Origin of the sequence: Stenotrophomonas maltophilia group sp. RY12688, from assembly GCF_052149045.1 — a bacterium.
Lineage (GTDB): Bacteria > Pseudomonadota > Gammaproteobacteria > Xanthomonadales > Xanthomonadaceae > Stenotrophomonas > Stenotrophomonas sepilia.
The window spans coordinates 2,410,018-2,426,894 of record NZ_CP197389.1; the positions used below are offsets into that span (position 1 = coordinate 2,410,018).

Here is a 16,877-nt window from a genome sequence, read left to right on the forward strand (position 1 = left end):
TCAGGTACGCATCAACCTCATCAATAGATACCCGCCATGATACGAAGGTAGTCGTCGAGCGAATCCACCCGCCGATTGACTGCAATACCCCGTTCTTTCGCGAGCGATTGAAGCTCGAATATTAAAACTCCATATCCCGAGTCCCAGCCATCAGCTTCACCAGGCGACAGTTCCTTCGAAAATCGATCTCCAGGACGGAGCTTCCCGGAGGGCAAACGAAGCTCGTCTGCAACATGCTCCAGCAGCTCCACTACGGTTTCCTGATCCAGGCCACTGTCCGCATAGTATTGGTCATAGAAGCCAGTTGGCGACAGCGCCTCTCTTTCTCTCATTTTTTCTTTCATTTCTATTCGCCTCCATCCACCGCCTGCGCTGCAGCCGCAATAGAGCATGGAGCCGACATCCCAGATCCCCTCCCATACAGTCGTCATCACGGCCACGCGCCCCAGGACCTGCCGGAACCTGCGATGCTCTGACAGCGCCTTCCCATTCGCGAACATGGCCAGTGGCGAGGTCGATGTGACCCATGCCCGACCTCGACGCTCGGCCGGAAAGTAGCGAATCAGGCACCGGGAAAGGACATCGCAAAGTACCAGCCGCGCATTTCGCTTCCCAGGCGAGACCGCCCAGCCACTTATAGCGCTATTCCGCTGTAAACAAGGCCCAGCTCTTCATCGCGCATGACCCAGCGACCAACATCACCCTCCGGGCACAGATAGAACTTCCCGGAGTAGCTTGATGCTCGTGACCACGCGCTGCGGGCAAACTGAGGAAATCTCCGCATGACTCGCGCGCCGGACAGCTCCGGCCTGCTCACCAGCCTACATTCTTCGGGCAAAGTAAGAACCCCGCTGGTCAGGTGGAAAACCAGCCACGATTCATTTGTGTCAATGTCGTGCGACTCGCGTATATTGACTGCATCTTCTGGCAACCATGAAGGCAACCATTTGGATTCACCGATTGCTTGCCTTGAGACGGCTTGATTGCGGTCTGCATACTCGGTGCTGGCAACTTCCATGCAACCAGAAAGTGCGATTGACAGCGTCACGATTGGGAGCAGCTTGGGGGCGTACATCTGAGGCATCCGAGTCATCAGCAAGGGAAGTTTCCACCGGGTCGATAGCTCCCGCACATCTGCGAGCAACTCCGCGTACGGCTCATTTGTCCAGATGATCGTCCGAGGCGGTTTGCCAGCTGATCCGCAGCGGAGTCAGCGGTGGAGTCGCCCTTGATGTTTTGATCGAACCACTATAGTTGTAGAACCACCCGCTCGCATCCGTGGCCTGCTGGCCCGGGAAGCGCAACGCCAGCTCGAACACCACACCATCGCCATCCGGATCGGCACTCGGAAGCTGGTTGCCGAATACCTCGCTCTTGTTGCTCCACTCCCAGATCGCCACATCGCGCACCGGATCGATCACCACGTGCGGTGTGCCCAGATGATCCGGCTGCACGTAGGCCAGCTCCGGCACGCCGGTAGCCGGCACATTGATCAGCGCCACCGGGTAGTTGTCCAGCCAGATGGCCAGCTGCTCCGCCTGGCCGGTGGCCGAGTAGTTGCCCAGCCACTGCCCTGCTTCGTCGTACAGGGTGATCTGCGCTACGCCACTACCCGAGGTAGGCAGCACGCGCACGCCGCGATGGTTGTAGGCGTTGCTTTCCTGCACGGCATTACCCTGCTTCACCGCGTTCATGCGGTTGGTATCGCTGCAGGTAAACGATCTGCTGTCAGAGCGTGGTATTCCCTGCTGCATTAGGGCTGCGTGCAGCGCGACGATTCGCTACCGTCCGCTGCCCCAGGAGCTGCCACCCACTAATCGATCCGTCTGAACAGACCACGCCTCCAAAAGATGCTGCGCGCCGGATTCACCACCATTCTTCAGTACAGAAAGAATCGCATCTAATCTACTTTTAATAGCATTGGACATTGGCAACTTCAAAAGCGTCTTCAGCGTCGCGTCCGCCGCCACGAAATCGCCAAGCCGGATGGCGGATATGTATTTTACCCATTCCGAATAGTCGCTTGTGAAGTCAAGACTGTCGACATAGAGCAACAAGTCTGCCGCCGTTCTCACTGTCTCAAGCTTTTTGGCATGCGCCTCATGCATTCCACAGAAAAAACCTTTATCCACTTCCGCGCTTGCAATCCTCTGACCTAGAGACATGTGCAGGTAGGGCAAATCATCATATGTCGGAATTACGAAGGTCCATACATAGGTAGAGGATGGCGCAGGATCCAACGTGAAACCTGAGATAACATCGCGCGTATGTAACGCAATCAAAAAATTGCCAACGACTCGCAGACCGCTCCTCTTGGCCTCGCGCTTCATTCTCCAAAGCGCAATGGACTTCATGCTAGGGCGCCGACTGTTCAGAAGAACCAGAGGCGGCGCCTGGCCGGCGATCGTACAAAGCGATAAATGCCTCCCAGCCGAATTCCTTCTCAATGGCTTGCCGCACCAATCCCGAAGTCGCGAACCAAGAGGTATTGGTATGCATGTCAAGACCTTCAGGGCCGAACTCGTCCAAGAGGTAGAGCATCTTTCTTCTAGACATCTTCGCCCTCTCGTCCCGAAGAATTGCGCGACGATGTTTTTTCATAAGCAGCCTGAACTGCTTGGCCGTTGTAACACCTAGCCGCGCAAGCTCATCCAGCAGTTCTTCGGGCTCGAAATCACCATAGTCGTGCCGGCGATGGAACAGACTCCCCACTATTTTTCTTAGAGCCCTTGCGGTCAAGGGCGCCAAGTCAATCTTCGCTCGCGAATGCAATGACTTCACTATCAACTCCACGTCCTGTCATCTACAGGCATGCTGCGAACCATCACGGAATCCAGGCCGCATTGTGCCTGGAACCATGAAGATCGACGGATCACTGCCTATCACTGCAAATTCAACGACGGCCCCTCAGTTGAACACATCGCTACATTGGGTCCGGCGAAGTCAACATTGCCACAGACCTCAGGGAACAGAGTACAGAGCGTCTTGCAGGAGGCAAGGTCGCCATTCTCACAGGCTACCTGAAGGGCAACCCGGAGGACCAGACCCGGCCCGATTGCCTTTGGGGGAAGCAGGTAGTGCGGTCTCTTTTTGTACTTCGGCTTGCCTGAATGGCCATCCAGCTGCCAACCCCATCCTGGCCGCTTGGGATCATCCTTCCAATGCTTATCCGGGTTGCCTGTGCCATCTGGCGAGCGAGTCAAATTGCGCTCACCTTTGCGTCGCGACATTTCCCCTAGAGGATCAACATAGGACAGAGGATTGCTTTCAGCGTAAGAGAATGTGGAGATGCCGCCATCCAGCCCGATGGGATCACTCTGAGAGTAGCGCCCCACGGATGGGTCGTACTCGCGCTGATAGTTGTAGAACAACCTACTCGCACTCGTTGCCTGCTGACCCGGGAAGCGCAGTGCCAGTTCGAACGCCACACCATCCCCGTCCGGGTCTGCACTCGGAATCTGGTTGCCGAATACCTCGCTCTTGTTGCTCCACCCCCAGATTGCAACATTCCGCACCGGATCGATCACCACGCGCGGCGTACCCAGATGATCTGGTTGGACGTAGGCCAACGCCGGCACGCCGGTAGCCGGCACATTGATCAGCGCCACCGGGAAGTTATCCAGCCAGATGGCCTGCTGCTGCGCCTGGCCCGTGGCCGAGTAGTTGCCCAGCCACTGTCTTGCCTCGTCGTACAGCGTGATCTGCGCCGCGCCACCGGCCGGGGTGCGCAGCACGCGCTCACCGCGATGGTTGTAACCGTAGCTTTCCAGCACGGCATCACCCTGCCTCACCGCGTTCATGCGGTTCGCATCGTTGTAGATGAACGTCTTGCTGCCGATGCTGGTGGTATTCCCCGCTGCGTCATGGTTGCGTACCTCGCCATCCACCGCAGCCAGGCGATGGCTGGTTGGGGGATAGGTGTAGCTGGCGGTGCCTGCCGAAGTGGTCAGCGGGGTGCGATTACCGGTGGAGTCAAGATTCTCAAGCCCCCCCCTTCGAAGAGGGGGCTGAGAAGGCACGCTACTCTTGTGATCCACCAGCCAAATGCTGCTTTCTCCTCAAGGCAACGAGAAAGAAGGCTGTCGCAGCTAGCAACGCGCCACACGCATCCCAGATTCGGTCAAGCCACAGCATCAAAGTGAAAATGGCCAGCCACATTACAGATAGTGCAAGAAACCATCCGCGCGTCAGCTTCATAGGGCTCAATACACAGTTTGAATTCCAACCATAGCGCAGACGATACCCAATGCAACCCAATAGATTGCCGGCATCCCTTCCTCCAACTGCTGCAACGCCGGCGACAAAGGGCAAAAGCAGCGTCAGATCCGACGCACCAGATGCCGGCAAGGTCAGCCGCGTTGATAGGGGGGCGGAAGAACCCGCAGCGCAGGCGCAGCGACCTCATGCACCATGACTTCCTGCACAGGGAGCAGGTGTTATACCTCACTACATTACCAGCACGACCCGTCGCGAGGTCGCCAGGCTGTGGCACTCCGCTGCAGACCTGACCCATCGGAAGGACTGGCACGCGCACGGCCCAGGGGAACGGCAATGAAGAGCAGCCGAGTGACGTTGTGGGCGCTGGCCGCGATGATGGCCGCAGTGGGCACCGCGCACGCAGGGGAAATCCAGGTGGATCGAGGCGCTTACGCACTGCAGGCCGAAGAAACGGGGTCAGGCCCGATCACCGTGGTCTTTGAATCCGGTTTCGGCCAGGGCGCGGGCGCCTGGAAGGAGGTGGTCGCGGGTCTGGGGCGCGACTATCACAGCATCACCTACGCCCGTGCGGGACTCGGCAAGTCCGGCAGCGACGGTCACCCCAAGCGCATCGATGCGCATCTGGCCGACCTCACGGCCGTGATCGATACGCTCGCTCCCGGTCGCCGCGTGGTGCTGGTGGGTCACTCCTATGGCGGCCTGCTGGCCACGGAGTTTGCACGCCGCCATCCGGAGCGGCTGCAGGGCCTGGTGCTGGTGGACCCGGCCACGATGGGGCAGCGCCATGCGTTCAAGCAGGCCGACAGTGCACGCGTGCAGGCAGACGATGCCCAGCTGCAGGCAATGCTGCCGCCGGCCATGGCCGCCGACTATGCCGTGCTGACCGAACAGCTGGATGCACCCGGTGCGGAAACCCCGCGCACGATGCCGGACGTGCCGGTAGCGCTGCTGACTGCAACCCAGCTGGCTGCCGAACCGCTGTTCTTCGAAGAGACCGCAGCGGGCAAGGCGCTCTGGAAAGCACAGCACGCCCTGCTCTTCTCGGGATTCACGCGCGGCTCGCATCGCTACCTGGCGACCGGGCACACCCTCCAGCGCGAGGATCCTGCTGCGGTGGTGGCCGCGATTCAATCTGTCTCAGGCACTTTAAAGTAGCTGTTCCAGGCAGGGGCTTCCCCCGCTGTTCCCTGCTACTGCCCACGCAGGCGCACCGCAAAGTACCGCGCCGGGGAAAGGCCAAGCGCCTTCTTGAACATCGTGATGAAGGCCGTCACCGACTCATAGCCCAGCGTCTCGGAAACGCGTTGTACGGGTGCACCGGCGGCGAGTTCCCGAATGGCGATGAGCAGGTGCAGTTGCTGCCGCCAGCGCCCGAAAGACAGTCCCGTTTCCCGTTCGATGAGGCGGGTCAACGTGCGCTCGCCCAGGGCCAGGCGCACGGCCCACTGGCCGATGGTGCTGCGGTCTGTCGGATCCGCAGAAAGCGCCGCAGCCAGCGCACGCACCTTCGGGTGATGGCTGACCGGCAGCGACAGATGCTCAGCCGGCATCTGTACCAGCTCGTCCAGCAACACCCGCGCCAGCCGGTCGGTGTGGCTGCCATGCGGATAGTCCAGCGGCGCGTCGGCCAGGTGCAGGATCATCTCGCGCAGCATCGGCGAGATGGCCAGCGTCACGCACTGCGCCGGCAGGTCGACGATGCCGGGCTCGACGAACAGGTAGCACAGGCGCGCGTTTGCGGTGGCGCGGTTGCTGTGCGGCATGCCGCCCGGAATCCAGACGCCACACTGGGGCGGCACGATCCACAGCGCATTGGCCACTTCGCAGGTCACCGCCCCATGCAGCGCAAGAATGAGCTGGCCCTTGCGGTGCTCATGCACGGGAATCTCTGCGTCGTGCTCGGCCACCTGCAGGCGGCTGGCGACCGCCGGGCGATCGGTCTCGTCCGGGTCCAGGTCAAAGCCGGGGAGCGAAATGCGAGCCATTCTCACATTGACCTGTTTTAGCGATTGGTTGTCATTGTAGCGAAATTCGCCAGTGCGGCCGATCACTAGCATGAGCCGCATGCCCTCCCCCACCCCTTTTCGTCCCCATGTGTTCCAGGCATTCGGCCGGTTGAAAAGCCCTGCCCTCAGGACCGACCAGGAAGCAGCGCTGTTCTCGCTCAAATGCCTGCTCGCCGCGTCACTGGGGCTGTATGTCTCTCTGCGGATCGGCCTGAATCGCCCGTTCTGGGTGATCGGCACGGTCTATCTGGTGTCGCAGCCCCTTTCCGGGGCAACACTGAGCCGCGGCCTGTTTCGCCTGCTCGGTACCGTGGGTGGGGCCGTCGCCACCGTCGCGCTGGTGCCACGCTTCGCCAATGCCCCCCTGGTGCTGAGCGCCGCGCTCGCCACCTGGATGTCACTTTGCCTGTATCTGGCAATGCTCGACCGCACGCCACGTGCCTATGCGTTCCTGCTGGCCGGCTATACCACCAGCCTGATCGGGTTTCCTGCGGTGATGGTGCCGGCAGACGTGTTCACCATCGCCATCACGCGGGTGCAGGAAATCGCCATCGGCATCCTGGCCGCAACGCTGGTCCATGGGCTGGTGCTGCCGCGCCGGGTTTCGTCGCGCGTGCACGCACGGGTCGCTGCCGTGCTGGATGACGCGGAACGATGGACACGGGACATGCGCGCCGGCGCATCGGACACGGTGCTGGCGACGGACCGCTCGAAAGTGGCGGCGGACCTGCTCGAGCTGCATGTGCTGTCGATCCACCTGCCCTTCGACAGCGCCCACGGCGTGGCCCAGGTACAGATCCTGCGCGCCCTGCACGACCGGATGCTGGACGTCCTGATGCTGTCCAGCGCGGTGGAAGATTCCATCGACCGGCTGCGTTCACCACAGGCCGGCGCGATGGATGCAACGGGCTGGCGCGATCTGCTACAGGCCGGCCTCGCCGCGCAACAGACGGAGCTCGACCTCGCCCACGCCGACTGCCGCGTGCTGCAGGCGCAACTGCACACCGCCAGGCCCCACTGGCGTCGGCATGTACCTGCCCGCCTTGCGCGACATGTGCAGGGTGCGGTACTTCACCGGGATCATCGGCTTGCCCTGCGCAGCGCGCTGGGCGCGTTCGTCGGCATCCTGCTGAGCTGCGTTCTGTGGATCGTTACCGGCTGGTCGGACGGCGCCACGGCGGTGTCCATCATCGGCACGGCGTGCGTGCTGTTCGGCACGATCGAAGCGCCTGCGCCGCATGTCATGCGCTATCTGGTGGGGTCGTTGATCGGCGTTGCCGTCGGCCTGCTCTACGGTCTGCTGATCTTCCCCGCGCTGTCCGATTTCGTCGGCCTGATTGCCGCGCTGGCGCCTGCGCTGCTGCTGTGCGGATCGTTCCTGGCCCGGCCTCCCTTCATCATGGCTGCGCTGGGCGTGGTGCTGACGTTTCCGCTCATCGCGGGACTGGGCGCGACCAATACGGTCAACATCGTCGGCGCACTCAACAACAGCGTTGCATTGTTCATCGGTACGACGGTGGCACTGTGCAGCATGCAGCTGTTCCAGACCGCCGATGCGGGCCGCAACCGCGCTCGGCTGGAGCGTTCGATCCGCCGGGACATCGCACGACACGCCGCCGGACAAGGTGATGTGACACGCGCCTGGCTCAGCCGCATGCTGGATCGAATCGGGCTGCTCGCTCCCAGGCTGCAGGGCCGTTCCAGCGCAGGACACGACCTGCGGGCATTGTTTGCGGATGTTCGTGCGGCACGTGCATCCAGCCAACTCCGCGCACTGGAAAGGTGCCTGGACAATCCGCAGGTCCGGGCGCTTCATGCACTGCTGATCGAACGCATCGCCGAGCATTTCAGGGTTCGTGCCCACCCGCCGCGCCGTATCGACACCCATCTTCTGGAAGTGCTGGACCGAATGCGCGAAGCAGTGGTTACCAGCAGTGGGGCTGATCGGGAGCATCTGTCGCACCTGCTCTGCGGGTTGCGCCGCGACCTTCTCGTACCTTTGTTCACCCACCGGCGCTGACCTCATGCTTCCTGATCTTTCGATTGACGGCGTGCTGATTCCCGGCCTGCTTGCGGTGGCCGTCGCCGCGCTGGCGCTGTCGGTACTGACCTCACGTTTCCTCGCCAGCCTCGGTCTGTACCGGTTGTTCGCCGCGTGGCCACTGGTGGGCCTGTCCCTGTTCGTGATCCTGGCGGAGCTGATGATCCGGCTCGCGCCCCTGTTCGAGAAATGAAATGAAACACCTGCTTGCCGTCATCGGGCGCTGGAGCACTACGCTGGTTGTATTCGCGATTGCTGTCGTTGCCGCACTGTCCATCTGGAAGCGTTACGAAACACGCCCGTGGACGCGCGATGGACGGGTACGCGCCGATGTGGTGCGCGTTGCGTCAGACATGGGCGGGCTGGTCACCCAGGTGCTGGTGCACGACAACCAGCGGGTCAGCGCCGGACAGCTGCTGCTGGTGCTGGACCAGCCGCGCTTCGCTGCCGCACTTGAGAAGGCCGACGCAGCGGCCAGCAGCGCACGCGCCACGCTGGCACTGGCCCGCCGCGAATCGACGCGGGACAACGCACTGGGCAACCTGGTCGCTTCGGAAACCCGCGAACGCAATGCCGCCAAGGTCGATACCGAGCTGGCCGCCCTGGCGCAGGCGCGGGCCGAACAGCGCGTTGCCCGGCTCAATGTGCAACGCACCGAGGTGCGTGCGACCACCGATGGCATCGTCACCAACCTGGACCTGCACGCGGGCGACTACCTGCAGCCGGGGGCACAGGCGCTGGCGCTGATCGACACCCGCAGCCTGCGCATCGAGGGCTATTTCGAGGAAACCAAGCTGGCCTGCATCACCGAGGGCGATGCCGCCGTGGCCCGGCTGATGGGCGACGACCACGACGTGCGCGGGCACGTGGATACCATCGCCGCCGGCATTGCCGACGATCAGCGCTCAAGCACCCACAACCTGCTGCCGGCGGTGGCGCCGACCTACACCTGGGTGAGGCTGGCACAGCGGATCCCGGTACGCATCCGCATTGATGATGCGCGGCCGGATACCCGCCTGATCGTCGGTCGCACTGCGAGTGTGACCATCACGCCCTCGGCACAGGGAACCTGCAAGTGAGCCTGCGAACACTACGCGGTGGGCTGCTTGCCCTGCTGCTGCCGATGACGGCCTGCGTCTCCGGCCCCGACTATCACCTGCCTGCGAATGCCGTCGCTGCCTCCACACGCGCGGCGCAGGCGTTCGTCTCGGGCAAAGAGGCATCGTTCAGCCACGACCCACCACCGGATCGGTGGTGGGAACTGTATGGCGACCCCCAGCTTGACGCCTACGTACGCGATGCACTGGCGGCCAATACCGACCTGCGCGCCGCCGATGCCAACCTTCGGCGCGCCAGCGCTGCCGTGCTGGAGTATCGCGCGCGCGGTGCCGTGCAGGCCGACGTGGATGCATCGGGCACGCTCGTCCATGCCGGTGGCTACACCCAGGCGTCGGCCGCGCCGCAGTCGTACGCGCTGGGCCTCCACCTCTCCTATCCACTGGATCTTGCAGGTGGCATCCGCCGCGGCATCGAAGCCGCCAACGCGGACGCGGAGGCGGTTGCTGCGGCACGCGACCAGGTCCGCGTGGTCGTCGCTGCGGCCGTCACCCGTGCCTATCTCCAGGTGTGCACAAGCAATCACACGCTCGCTGCAACCCGGCAGGTGCTGGCGATACAGCGCGCCACGCTGGAGGCAACCCGACGCCTGGCTGCGGGCGGACGCGGAACGGACTTCGATGTCAGCCGTGCCGGTGCAGCCGTCAATCGCAGCGCGGCGGCGGTACCGCACCTGCTGGCGGAACGGCAGGCCTCACTGTTCGAACTGGCCGCACTGATGGGCAAAGTCCCGGCAGACTATCCCAGGGAGGCCGAAGGGTGCCCACAGCCCCCTGAGCTGCAGCAGGCATTGCCGGTCGGTGACGGCTGGCAGCTGCTCCAGCGGCGCCCTGACGTACGCGCAGCCGAACGCAGCCTGGCCGCCGCGACTGCAATGATCGGTGTCGAGACGGCGGGTCTCTATCCGCAGATCACCTTGGGCGCCTCTTCGGGCGTGGCTGGCACACCGGCGCATCTGCTTTCCGCCGACAGTTTCGGGGCGAGCGTCGGGCCGCTGCTGTCATGGCACTGGCCCAACCGCCGCGTGGCCAAGGCCCGCATCGCAGCGGCCGGTGCCAATGCAGATACGGCTCTTGCTTCCTTTGACGGCGCGGTGCTGCAGGCACTTCGCCAGACCGAGACTGCGCTTTCTGCCTGCACGCAGGCGCTTGAACGCGAGCGCAGCCTGGCACAGGCGCATGGGGACGCAGCGCGGGCCGCGGGACAGGCGCAGCAGCTCTACCGTTTCGGCAGGATCGATTTTCTCGACCTGCTTTCGGCCCAGGCCGCGCTGGCAGATGCGGAGTCCGCATTGGCCGTCTCGCGCGCGGAGCGCATTGACCGGCAGATGGATCTTTTCCTGTCGTTGGGTGGAGGCTGGGCTGCAACAGATTCAGCCCCGGGCGGGGTCCAGTGACCCGTTGACTGGCAGCGGCTGCAGGCCGCGCCGTCTGTTCAGAAAAGTGCCGCCCAAACCCGTATTCATTCACACTGACTGCCCTATATTCCCGCCACAGCGGCGCATGCTGCGGCCATGACGGAGGCACTTCCATGAAGACCACACGTTTGCTTGCCATCGCTTTGACCACCGCCACCGCGTTGGCTGCGGCCCCCGCCTTCGCTGACCCGCCGCATCACGCCCGCGGCAACGGCCCGCCGCCGCATGCTGGCGGCCCGCACAACCGTGATGCGCCGCCGCCCGGCTGGCAGAAGAAGGCCTGGCGTCGTGGCGACCGCCTGCCCTGGGCCGAAGTGGACCGCCGCTACTGGGTGGACGATTACGCGCGTTATGACCTGCGCAATCCGGGTCGCGGCCAGCGTTGGGTGCGCCAGTCCGACACCGAGTACCTGTTGGTGGAGATCGCGACCGGCTTGATCATCGACGCGCTGCATCGTTGAATGCGGAGCGCGCCGGGGCCCTGTAGCCGTGGCCCCGGCGGCGCTTCCACCCTACGAAGGCCGTCATGAACGATGCGAACGACCGGAATCCAGAACGCGCTTCTCGCTGCGTGCCTCGCCGCAGGCCTGCCGGCACACGCAAGCCAGCGCCCATCATCGGCTGATGTGAATGCCATCGAACAGGTGGTCGAATCGTTCCGCACCTCGTTGATCAACAAGGACAAGCCGACCTACATGAGCCTGTTCTTTTCGGACAAACCGGAAGATATCGGCTGGCAGTTCGTTTCCGAAGATGCCGGCCCATTAAACGTCGCTTGACGCGGCCGAACCCAGGCCGCGATCCATTCAGCATGCGCATTGGCAATCAGTCAGGGATCGGGCACAGTTCGGCCACGCGCAAGGACGCACGCCATGACCCGCCTGCTGATCATCGAAGACAACCCCGAGCTCGTAGCCAACCTGTACGCTTTCTTTGAGCCTATCGGCTACGTGCTGGACGACGCCCGCGACGGTGCCAGCGGCCTGCGTCGGGCCACGCAGAACGACTACGATGCCATCCTGCTGGACCTGATGCTGCCACGCCTGGACGGGATGGCGCTGTGCCGGAAGCTGCGCCAGGAGTTCCAGAATCCGGTGCCGATCCTGATGCTGACGGCGCGCGATCCGGTCGAAGACCGCGTGCAGGGCCTGGCGCTGGGCGCGGATGACTATCTGGTCAAGCCCTTCTCGCTGAAGGAGCTGGATGCGCGGATCAAGGCCCTGGTGCGACGCGCCCAGGGCCGCCAGGTCGACAGCGTACTGGCGTGGAAGGACCTGCAGGTCGATACGCGGTCGCCGCAGGCCTGGCGGCAGGGACGCTGCATCGCGCTGACGCCTACGTCGCACAAACTGCTGATGTGCCTGGTACGCGCGGCCCCGGCCGTGGTGCGCAAGCAGGAGATGGAATACCTGGTCTGGGGCGACGAGCCACCGGACAGCGGCGCGCTGCGTACCCACATCCATGAACTGCGCCTGCAGGTGGACCGCAGCTTCGACACCACGTTGATCGCCACGGTGCACAGCGTCGGCTGGCGCATGCCGGCGTGACCCCTGCCGCTCTCTACCGCCGCCTGGCCCTGCGTACCCGCATCACGATTTCGTTCGTGCTGCTGATGGCCGGCGCGATGGGCTTCATCGTCCTGGCCGAACAGGTGGACTACGACCAGGTCAGGGCCGCGGTCATCGCCCGGACCCAGGACAGTGCCGTGCACAAGCTGCAGGCGGCACTGGCCCGTGGCGAGCGCCCCGCCCTGCCCCCGGGCAGCCACCTGTACGACAGCCATAGCGTGCCGATGGTGCTGCGCCAGTACGGCCTGGGCTACCACGGCGAAGCAGGACCCGACGAGTGGCACCTGCGTGTGTTCGACAGTGGCGGCCAGCGCTACTACCTGCTGCAGGACGCTGCACCCTATGGCTACCTGGAACACCTGATCAATGCCTTTGCCGCGGTGGTCATTTCGATCTGCGTGCTCGGCGCCTTCCTGATCGGTCGCAGGGTGGCATCGCACGTCATCGCGCCCATCACGCAGTTGGCCGATGCCGTGCAGAGCGGGCGGAAGCCCTTTCCCTGTCAGGACGCCCGCGACGAGATCGGTGTACTCGCCCGTGCCTTCGCCCGGCACAGTGATGAGCTCGAACGGTTCCTGCATCGCGAGCAATGCTTCAGCGGCGATGCCAGCCATGAGCTGCGCACGCCCTTGGCCATCATCGGCGGCGCTGCGGAAACCCTTGCCTGCCAGCTTCCGTCCGACAGCCACCTGGTCCCCAGCGCGGAGCGTATCCTGCGCACTACCCAGGAGATGCAGCGCCAGCTGTCCTGCCTGCTGCTGCTCTCACGTACCCCCGGCTCCGTGCCGCGCAACAAGGTGGCCCTGCGCCCATTGATCGAATCCTGCATGGAGCGCTGCCAACTGTGGATTTCCGGCAAGCCGGTGATCGTTGCGTTTGATGCCCGGCATGACGCCGTGCTGGACACCAACGCAGATCTGGCACACAGCGTGATCTGGAACCTGCTGCGCAACGCCTGCCAGTACACCGAAAGGGGCGAAGTGAGGATCACCCTCCACGACACCGCACTCACCTTCGCCGACACCGGACCCGGCCTGCCCTCCAGTATCGACCCACAGCAGTTCCAGCGCTTCGTGCCCGGCAGCCCGCACAGTGGCGAGGGACTGGGGCTGTCCATCGTGCAGCGCATCGTCGAGCACCTGGGTTGGAGGATGACGGTGCACTCCTCGCAGCAGGGATGCCGGTTCAGCCTGGAATGGCCCGCCTGACGGTTTCCTGACACGTGCGTGCACATGCTGGGGATTGCTCACTTCACGGCGGAAACGGCATGCAGCACCCCAAGCACAGCGGCAAGTATCCGCACGGCAAGATCGGCCTGAGCCGCATCTTGCACACCCTGGTCCATTCGCGCGATGGCTTCATCGCGACCTTCCGCGGCGAGGCCGCCTTTCGCCAGCTGCTGCTGCTGCACGCGCTGTTGATCACTGCGGCGTTCGTGCTGGACATCAGTACAACCGAGCGCGCGTTGGTGCTGGCGGTCTGCTTCATCAGCCTGCTGGTGGAACTGCTCAACTCGGCAATCGAGGCCGTGGTTGATCGCATCTCGCTGGAGCAGCACCCGCTGTCGAAGAACGCCAAGGACATGGGCAGCGCCGCACAGACCACCGCGTTGTTGATGGTCGGCGCGGTGTGGGGCGTGATCCTGCTGGGCTAGGCCGGCAATCCTGACAACTTCCTGATAAGGCCGTTTCGATACTGCGCGCACTCCTGTTCCGCGGACCCTGCTCGTGCGTCAATGCCTCCGTTTTCCACGGCCCCATCCGATCATCCTGGTCTGGGCCGCAGCGTTTTTCTTCACCACGATTGGAAACATCGCCCTCTGGAAGTCGCTGTGGGAACTGACCGATCTCAACGGTGTGCGCAGCATCCTGTTCCTGGCCAGCCTGCCGCTGGTGTTGTTCTGCCTGTTCAATCTGCTGCTGACGCCATTGCTGGCACTACCCTTCGTGCGCAAGCCGCTGCTGGCCGTACTCATCGTCACCAGCGCCGCCTGCAGCTATTTCATGCTGCACTACAACGTGCTGATCGATCGCAGCATGGTGCAGAACGTGTTCGAGACCAATCAGGCCGAACTGAACGCCTATCTCTCGCTGCCGCTGCTGTTGACCCTGCTGGCGCTGGGCGCGATGCCCGCTGCAGCGCTTGCCCTGGTGCGCACCGCCAGCGGAGCGGGTTCGATACGGTCGCTGCTGGTGTGGCCGGCCAACGTTCTGGCGTCACTGGTGATGCTGCTGGTGATCGGCTTTGCGTTCTACAAGGACTACTCCTCGCTGCTGCGCAATAACCGCTACATCCGCGACCAGGTACTGCCGTTGAACGTGATGCGCCATACCCACGGTTACCTGAAAAGCCTCCATAGCACCCGCCAGCAACCGCTGCGCCCGATCGGCATGGACGCGCGGCGCATACCCGGCCCGCGCCCGAAGCTGGTGGTCATGGTCGTCGGCGAGACCGCGCGGTCACAGAACTTCCAGCTCAACGGCTACCCACGCGCAACCAATCCCCGGCTCTCACGCACGGAAGGCGTCATCAGCTTCAGTGATGTCTCCTCGTGCGGAACCGCAACGGCCATCTCGGTGCCGTGCATGTTCTCGCAGATGACCCGCCAGCAATACGACAACGTTCGCGCGGCGACCGAGGAGAACGTGCTCGACATCCTGCAGCGTACCGGCGTCAGCGTGCTCTGGCGCAACAACAACAATGGCGGCTGCAAGGGCGTGTGCGAGCGCGTGCCGACCGAGGACATGCCTGCGCTGAAGGTGGCGGGCCAGTGCGTCAACACCGACGGCACCTGCTACGACGACGTGCTGCTGCACCAGCTTGGCACACGCATCGACGCGATCAACGGCGACGGCCTGGTCGTGCTGCATCAGCTGGGCAGCCACGGCCCGACCTACTTCGAGCGCTATCCGGCTGCCTCGCGGGCCTTCAGCCCGACCTGCGACAGCAACCAGATCCAGCATTGCAGCAACGAGGCGCTGGTCAACACCTATGACAACACCCTGGTGCATACCGACCGGGTGCTGGCGGAGACCATCGACCTGCTGCAAGGCTATTCGGACCGGCGCGACGTTGCGCTGATCTATGTGTCCGACCACGGCGAGTCGCTCGGCGAACGCGGCATGTACCTGCATGGCACGCCCTACTTCATCGCCCCGCGCGAACAGACCCAGGTGCCGATGGTGATGTGGTTCTCATCGGACTTCGGCCGCAACGCGGGCCTCGACATGGCCTGCCTGCGTGGGAATGCGCTGCAACGGGCGCACAGCCACGACAACATCTTCCACTCGCTGCTGGGCCTGTTCGGGGTCAGCAGCACGGTGTACCAGCGTAATCTGGATGTGTTTGCCGGATGCCGCCCGTCGGGTTCGCCGGCTGTGGCCGCCGCGCCGGCGAAGAAGCGGCACCGGCTGATGCCGGTCACCGCCCGCAACGTGGCGCGCTACTGCGCCGCCAGGGCGAAATCCAGGCCCGCACACACCGCCGCCACCTGGGCGTCGTTGCATTCCTGCGGGTTGGTGCGCGGGCTGTCCGGGTAGACCTCGGTGGTGGTCGCAAAGCGTGCGTCGGTGAAGCCGGCGCAGGCGCCGATCGAACGCGACTCGCCCCAGACCACGCCCGGCGACTGCAGCGGCAGGCCGACCAGGTTGCCGTCGGCATCGGCCGGGGCGATGTGGGTGATGGGCGCCACTGCGGCAATCAGGGCCTTCTGGAACTCGGCCTGCGGATCTTCGCTGTTGCCGATCACATAGAAGCCATCGGGAATCGTGTCGCGCTCGAACAGCTTGCCGTCGCGCGCGCAGCGCGCCGGATCGAACTCGTTCAGGTCGCTGTCGGTGGTCTCGTGCAGGTCCAGGTGCACCAGCAGGTTCGCCTTGCGCTCGCCCACCCAGGCCATCAGTGCGGCGGCTTCCTTGATCTGGCCGCCGTCACGGAAGCTACGGTTCGGATCGATCGCATCCGGGTTCCAGCGCTGGATGCGCTCGTAGCCCCACGGGCTGACGCATGGCGCGACGATCAGGTTCAGCCGGCCCAGGTAACGCTCGGCCTGCTGTTCCAGGAACTGCAGGGCGCCGTGCACGCCGCTGGTTTCGTAGCCATGCACGCCGCCGGTGATCAGCGCGGTCGGCAGCGCCGGGTTCCAGTCGTGGTTGACCACGGCGAACAGCGGGTAATGGTCCGGTGCATAGTCCAGCTGGCCGTACTGGATCACGTCGAAAACGCTGTCGTCCAGGCGCTCAAGGGCGGCCACCACGTCATCGTGGTAGCTGCGCTGGCGCTGCTGGCGGGCCCGCCACTGTGCGCGTTCCGCGTCGCCCCAGGGCTGTCCGGGGGTGCCGATCGGGTAGAACTGCGCAACAGTCATGGGGGTACTCCAGGGGTCGAACGGGGGGATGCAGCCGGACATTCTAAGCCTTGTCGCGCCTGTGGGTACCGCCACCCAGGCCCCGCCTTCATCCAGCCGGGGTCATCTGGTTGTAAAATCAACGGTTTTTGGCCCCTCACCCCTT

General features: G+C 63.9%; 16 protein-coding genes and 3 pseudogenes. 11 read left to right on the forward strand and 8 right to left on the reverse strand.

Features of this window, described 5'->3' with window-relative positions:
* Positions 1-20 precede the first annotated feature (20 nt).
* The 6 genes and pseudogenes from ACS0OT_RS11355 to ACS0OT_RS11380 all read right to left on the reverse strand — a co-directional run.
* Positions 21-431, reverse strand: coding sequence for a hypothetical protein (locus ACS0OT_RS11355; protein ID WP_235652616.1), 411 nt, complete (start codon positions 429-431; stop codon positions 21-23).
* Between the two features lie 203 nt (positions 432-634).
* Entirely contained in the window at positions 635-1,075 is a 441-nt protein-coding gene (locus tag ACS0OT_RS11360; RefSeq protein WP_139727209.1) for a hypothetical protein, read from the reverse strand.
* A gap of 175 nt (positions 1,076-1,250) precedes the next feature.
* A pseudogene (locus ACS0OT_RS11365) lies at positions 1,251-1,767 on the reverse strand (RHS repeat-associated core domain-containing protein); the annotation flags it as partial.
* A 14-nt stretch (positions 1,768-1,781) separates the two neighbouring features.
* The gene (locus tag ACS0OT_RS11370; RefSeq protein WP_141750807.1) at positions 1,782-2,354 is read right to left on the reverse strand and encodes a hypothetical protein; all 573 of its coding nucleotides are present in this window, start codon (positions 2,352-2,354) and stop codon (positions 1,782-1,784) included.
* Between the two features lies 1 nt (position 2,355).
* A complete protein-coding gene (locus ACS0OT_RS11375; protein ID WP_204325523.1) occupies positions 2,356-2,781 on the reverse strand; it encodes a hypothetical protein in 426 nt (141 codons plus the stop codon).
* 452 nt (positions 2,782-3,233) lie between these two features.
* Positions 3,234-3,974: pseudogene (locus tag ACS0OT_RS11380) on the reverse strand (RHS repeat-associated core domain-containing protein); the annotation flags it as partial.
* Positions 3,975-4,551: 577 nt separating this feature from the next.
* Here ACS0OT_RS11380 and ACS0OT_RS11385 point away from each other — a divergent pair.
* Positions 4,552-5,373, forward strand: coding sequence for an alpha/beta fold hydrolase (locus ACS0OT_RS11385; protein WP_065185697.1), 822 nt, complete (start codon positions 4,552-4,554; stop codon positions 5,371-5,373).
* Between the two features lie 35 nt (positions 5,374-5,408).
* Here ACS0OT_RS11385 and ACS0OT_RS11390 read toward each other — a convergent pair whose 3' ends face one another.
* Positions 5,409-6,203 carry an AraC family transcriptional regulator gene (locus ACS0OT_RS11390; RefSeq protein ID WP_058981714.1) on the reverse strand — a complete coding sequence of 265 codons (795 nt, stop codon included), beginning with the start codon at positions 6,201-6,203 and terminating at the stop codon, positions 5,409-5,411.
* Positions 6,204-6,273: 70 nt separating this feature from the next.
* Here ACS0OT_RS11390 and ACS0OT_RS11395 point away from each other — a divergent pair, with 70 nt between their 5' ends.
* From ACS0OT_RS11395 to ACS0OT_RS11440, 10 genes and pseudogenes are all read left to right on the forward strand, one after another.
* Positions 6,274-8,244, forward strand: a complete 1,971-nt coding sequence (locus tag ACS0OT_RS11395; RefSeq protein WP_442255821.1) for an FUSC family protein — start codon at positions 6,274-6,276, stop codon at positions 8,242-8,244.
* Between the two features lie 4 nt (positions 8,245-8,248).
* Positions 8,249-8,458 (forward strand): DUF1656 domain-containing protein, encoded by a 210-nt coding sequence (locus ACS0OT_RS11400; RefSeq protein ID WP_005416886.1) that lies wholly within the window; start codon positions 8,249-8,251, stop codon positions 8,456-8,458.
* 1 nt (position 8,459) lies between these two features.
* A complete protein-coding gene (locus ACS0OT_RS11405) occupies positions 8,460-9,344 on the forward strand; it encodes an efflux RND transporter periplasmic adaptor subunit (protein ID WP_164093421.1) in 885 nt (294 codons plus the stop codon).
* On the forward strand, positions 9,341-10,777 hold the full coding sequence (locus ACS0OT_RS11410; protein ID WP_164093420.1) for an efflux transporter outer membrane subunit: 1,437 nt from the start codon (positions 9,341-9,343) through the stop codon (positions 10,775-10,777). The genes ACS0OT_RS11405 and ACS0OT_RS11410 overlap by 4 nt, the downstream gene beginning before the upstream one ends.
* 134 nt (positions 10,778-10,911) lie before the next feature.
* Positions 10,912-11,259 carry an RcnB family protein gene (locus ACS0OT_RS11415; RefSeq protein WP_021204235.1) on the forward strand — a complete coding sequence of 116 codons (348 nt, stop codon included), beginning with the start codon at positions 10,912-10,914 and terminating at the stop codon, positions 11,257-11,259.
* Positions 11,260-11,331: 72 nt separating this feature from the next.
* Positions 11,332-11,553, forward strand: a pseudogene (locus tag ACS0OT_RS11420) (nuclear transport factor 2 family protein); the annotation flags it as partial.
* A 117-nt stretch (positions 11,554-11,670) separates the two neighbouring features.
* Positions 11,671-12,345 carry a response regulator transcription factor gene (locus ACS0OT_RS11425; protein ID WP_139727216.1) on the forward strand — a complete coding sequence of 225 codons (675 nt, stop codon included), beginning with the start codon at positions 11,671-11,673 and terminating at the stop codon, positions 12,343-12,345.
* A complete protein-coding gene (locus ACS0OT_RS11430) occupies positions 12,342-13,574 on the forward strand; it encodes a HAMP domain-containing sensor histidine kinase (RefSeq protein ID WP_164093419.1) in 1,233 nt (410 codons plus the stop codon). The genes ACS0OT_RS11425 and ACS0OT_RS11430 overlap by 4 nt, the downstream gene beginning before the upstream one ends.
* A gap of 59 nt (positions 13,575-13,633) precedes the next feature.
* Positions 13,634-14,020: a diacylglycerol kinase gene (locus ACS0OT_RS11435; RefSeq protein WP_442255822.1), complete on the forward strand. Its 387-nt coding sequence runs from the start codon at positions 13,634-13,636 to the stop codon at positions 14,018-14,020.
* Positions 14,021-14,093: 73 nt separating this feature from the next.
* The gene (locus ACS0OT_RS11440) at positions 14,094-15,905 is read left to right on the forward strand and encodes a phosphoethanolamine transferase (protein WP_065185704.1); all 1,812 of its coding nucleotides are present in this window, start codon (positions 14,094-14,096) and stop codon (positions 15,903-15,905) included.
* Here ACS0OT_RS11440 and ACS0OT_RS11445 read toward each other — a convergent pair.
* Entirely contained in the window at positions 15,809-16,732 is a 924-nt protein-coding gene (locus ACS0OT_RS11445; RefSeq protein ID WP_032954249.1) for a M14 family metallopeptidase, read from the reverse strand. The two genes, ACS0OT_RS11440 and ACS0OT_RS11445, sit on opposite strands and share 97 nt — an antisense overlap.
* Positions 16,733-16,877: the final 145 nt, after the last annotated feature.

What these genes read in the sequence shown, in the direction of transcription:
- ACS0OT_RS11355 (WP_235652616.1), bottom strand. Translation starts at nt 431, where the DNA reads ATGACGACTGTATGGGAGGGGATCTGGGATGTCGGCTCCATGCTCTAT.
- ACS0OT_RS11360 (WP_139727209.1), bottom strand. Translation starts at nt 1,075, where the DNA reads ATGTACGCCCCCAAGCTGCTCCCAATCGTGACGCTGTCAATCGCACTT.
- ACS0OT_RS11370 (WP_141750807.1), bottom strand. Translation starts at nt 2,354, where the DNA reads ATGAAGTCCATTGCGCTTTGGAGAATGAAGCGCGAGGCCAAGAGGAGC.
- ACS0OT_RS11385 (WP_065185697.1), top strand. Translation starts at nt 4,552, where the DNA reads ATGAAGAGCAGCCGAGTGACGTTGTGGGCGCTGGCCGCGATGATGGCC.
- ACS0OT_RS11390 (WP_058981714.1), bottom strand. Translation starts at nt 6,203, where the DNA reads ATGGCTCGCATTTCGCTCCCCGGCTTTGACCTGGACCCGGACGAGACC.
- ACS0OT_RS11395 (WP_442255821.1), top strand. Translation starts at nt 6,274, where the DNA reads ATGAGCCGCATGCCCTCCCCCACCCCTTTTCGTCCCCATGTGTTCCAG.
- ACS0OT_RS11400 (WP_005416886.1), top strand. Translation starts at nt 8,249, where the DNA reads ATGCTTCCTGATCTTTCGATTGACGGCGTGCTGATTCCCGGCCTGCTT.
- ACS0OT_RS11405 (WP_164093421.1), top strand. Translation starts at nt 8,460, where the DNA reads ATGAAACACCTGCTTGCCGTCATCGGGCGCTGGAGCACTACGCTGGTT.
- ACS0OT_RS11415 (WP_021204235.1), top strand. Translation starts at nt 10,912, where the DNA reads ATGAAGACCACACGTTTGCTTGCCATCGCTTTGACCACCGCCACCGCG.
- ACS0OT_RS11425 (WP_139727216.1), top strand. Translation starts at nt 11,671, where the DNA reads ATGACCCGCCTGCTGATCATCGAAGACAACCCCGAGCTCGTAGCCAAC.
- ACS0OT_RS11435 (WP_442255822.1), top strand. Translation starts at nt 13,634, where the DNA reads ATGCAGCACCCCAAGCACAGCGGCAAGTATCCGCACGGCAAGATCGGC.
- ACS0OT_RS11445 (WP_032954249.1), bottom strand. Translation starts at nt 16,732, where the DNA reads ATGACTGTTGCGCAGTTCTACCCGATCGGCACCCCCGGACAGCCCTGG.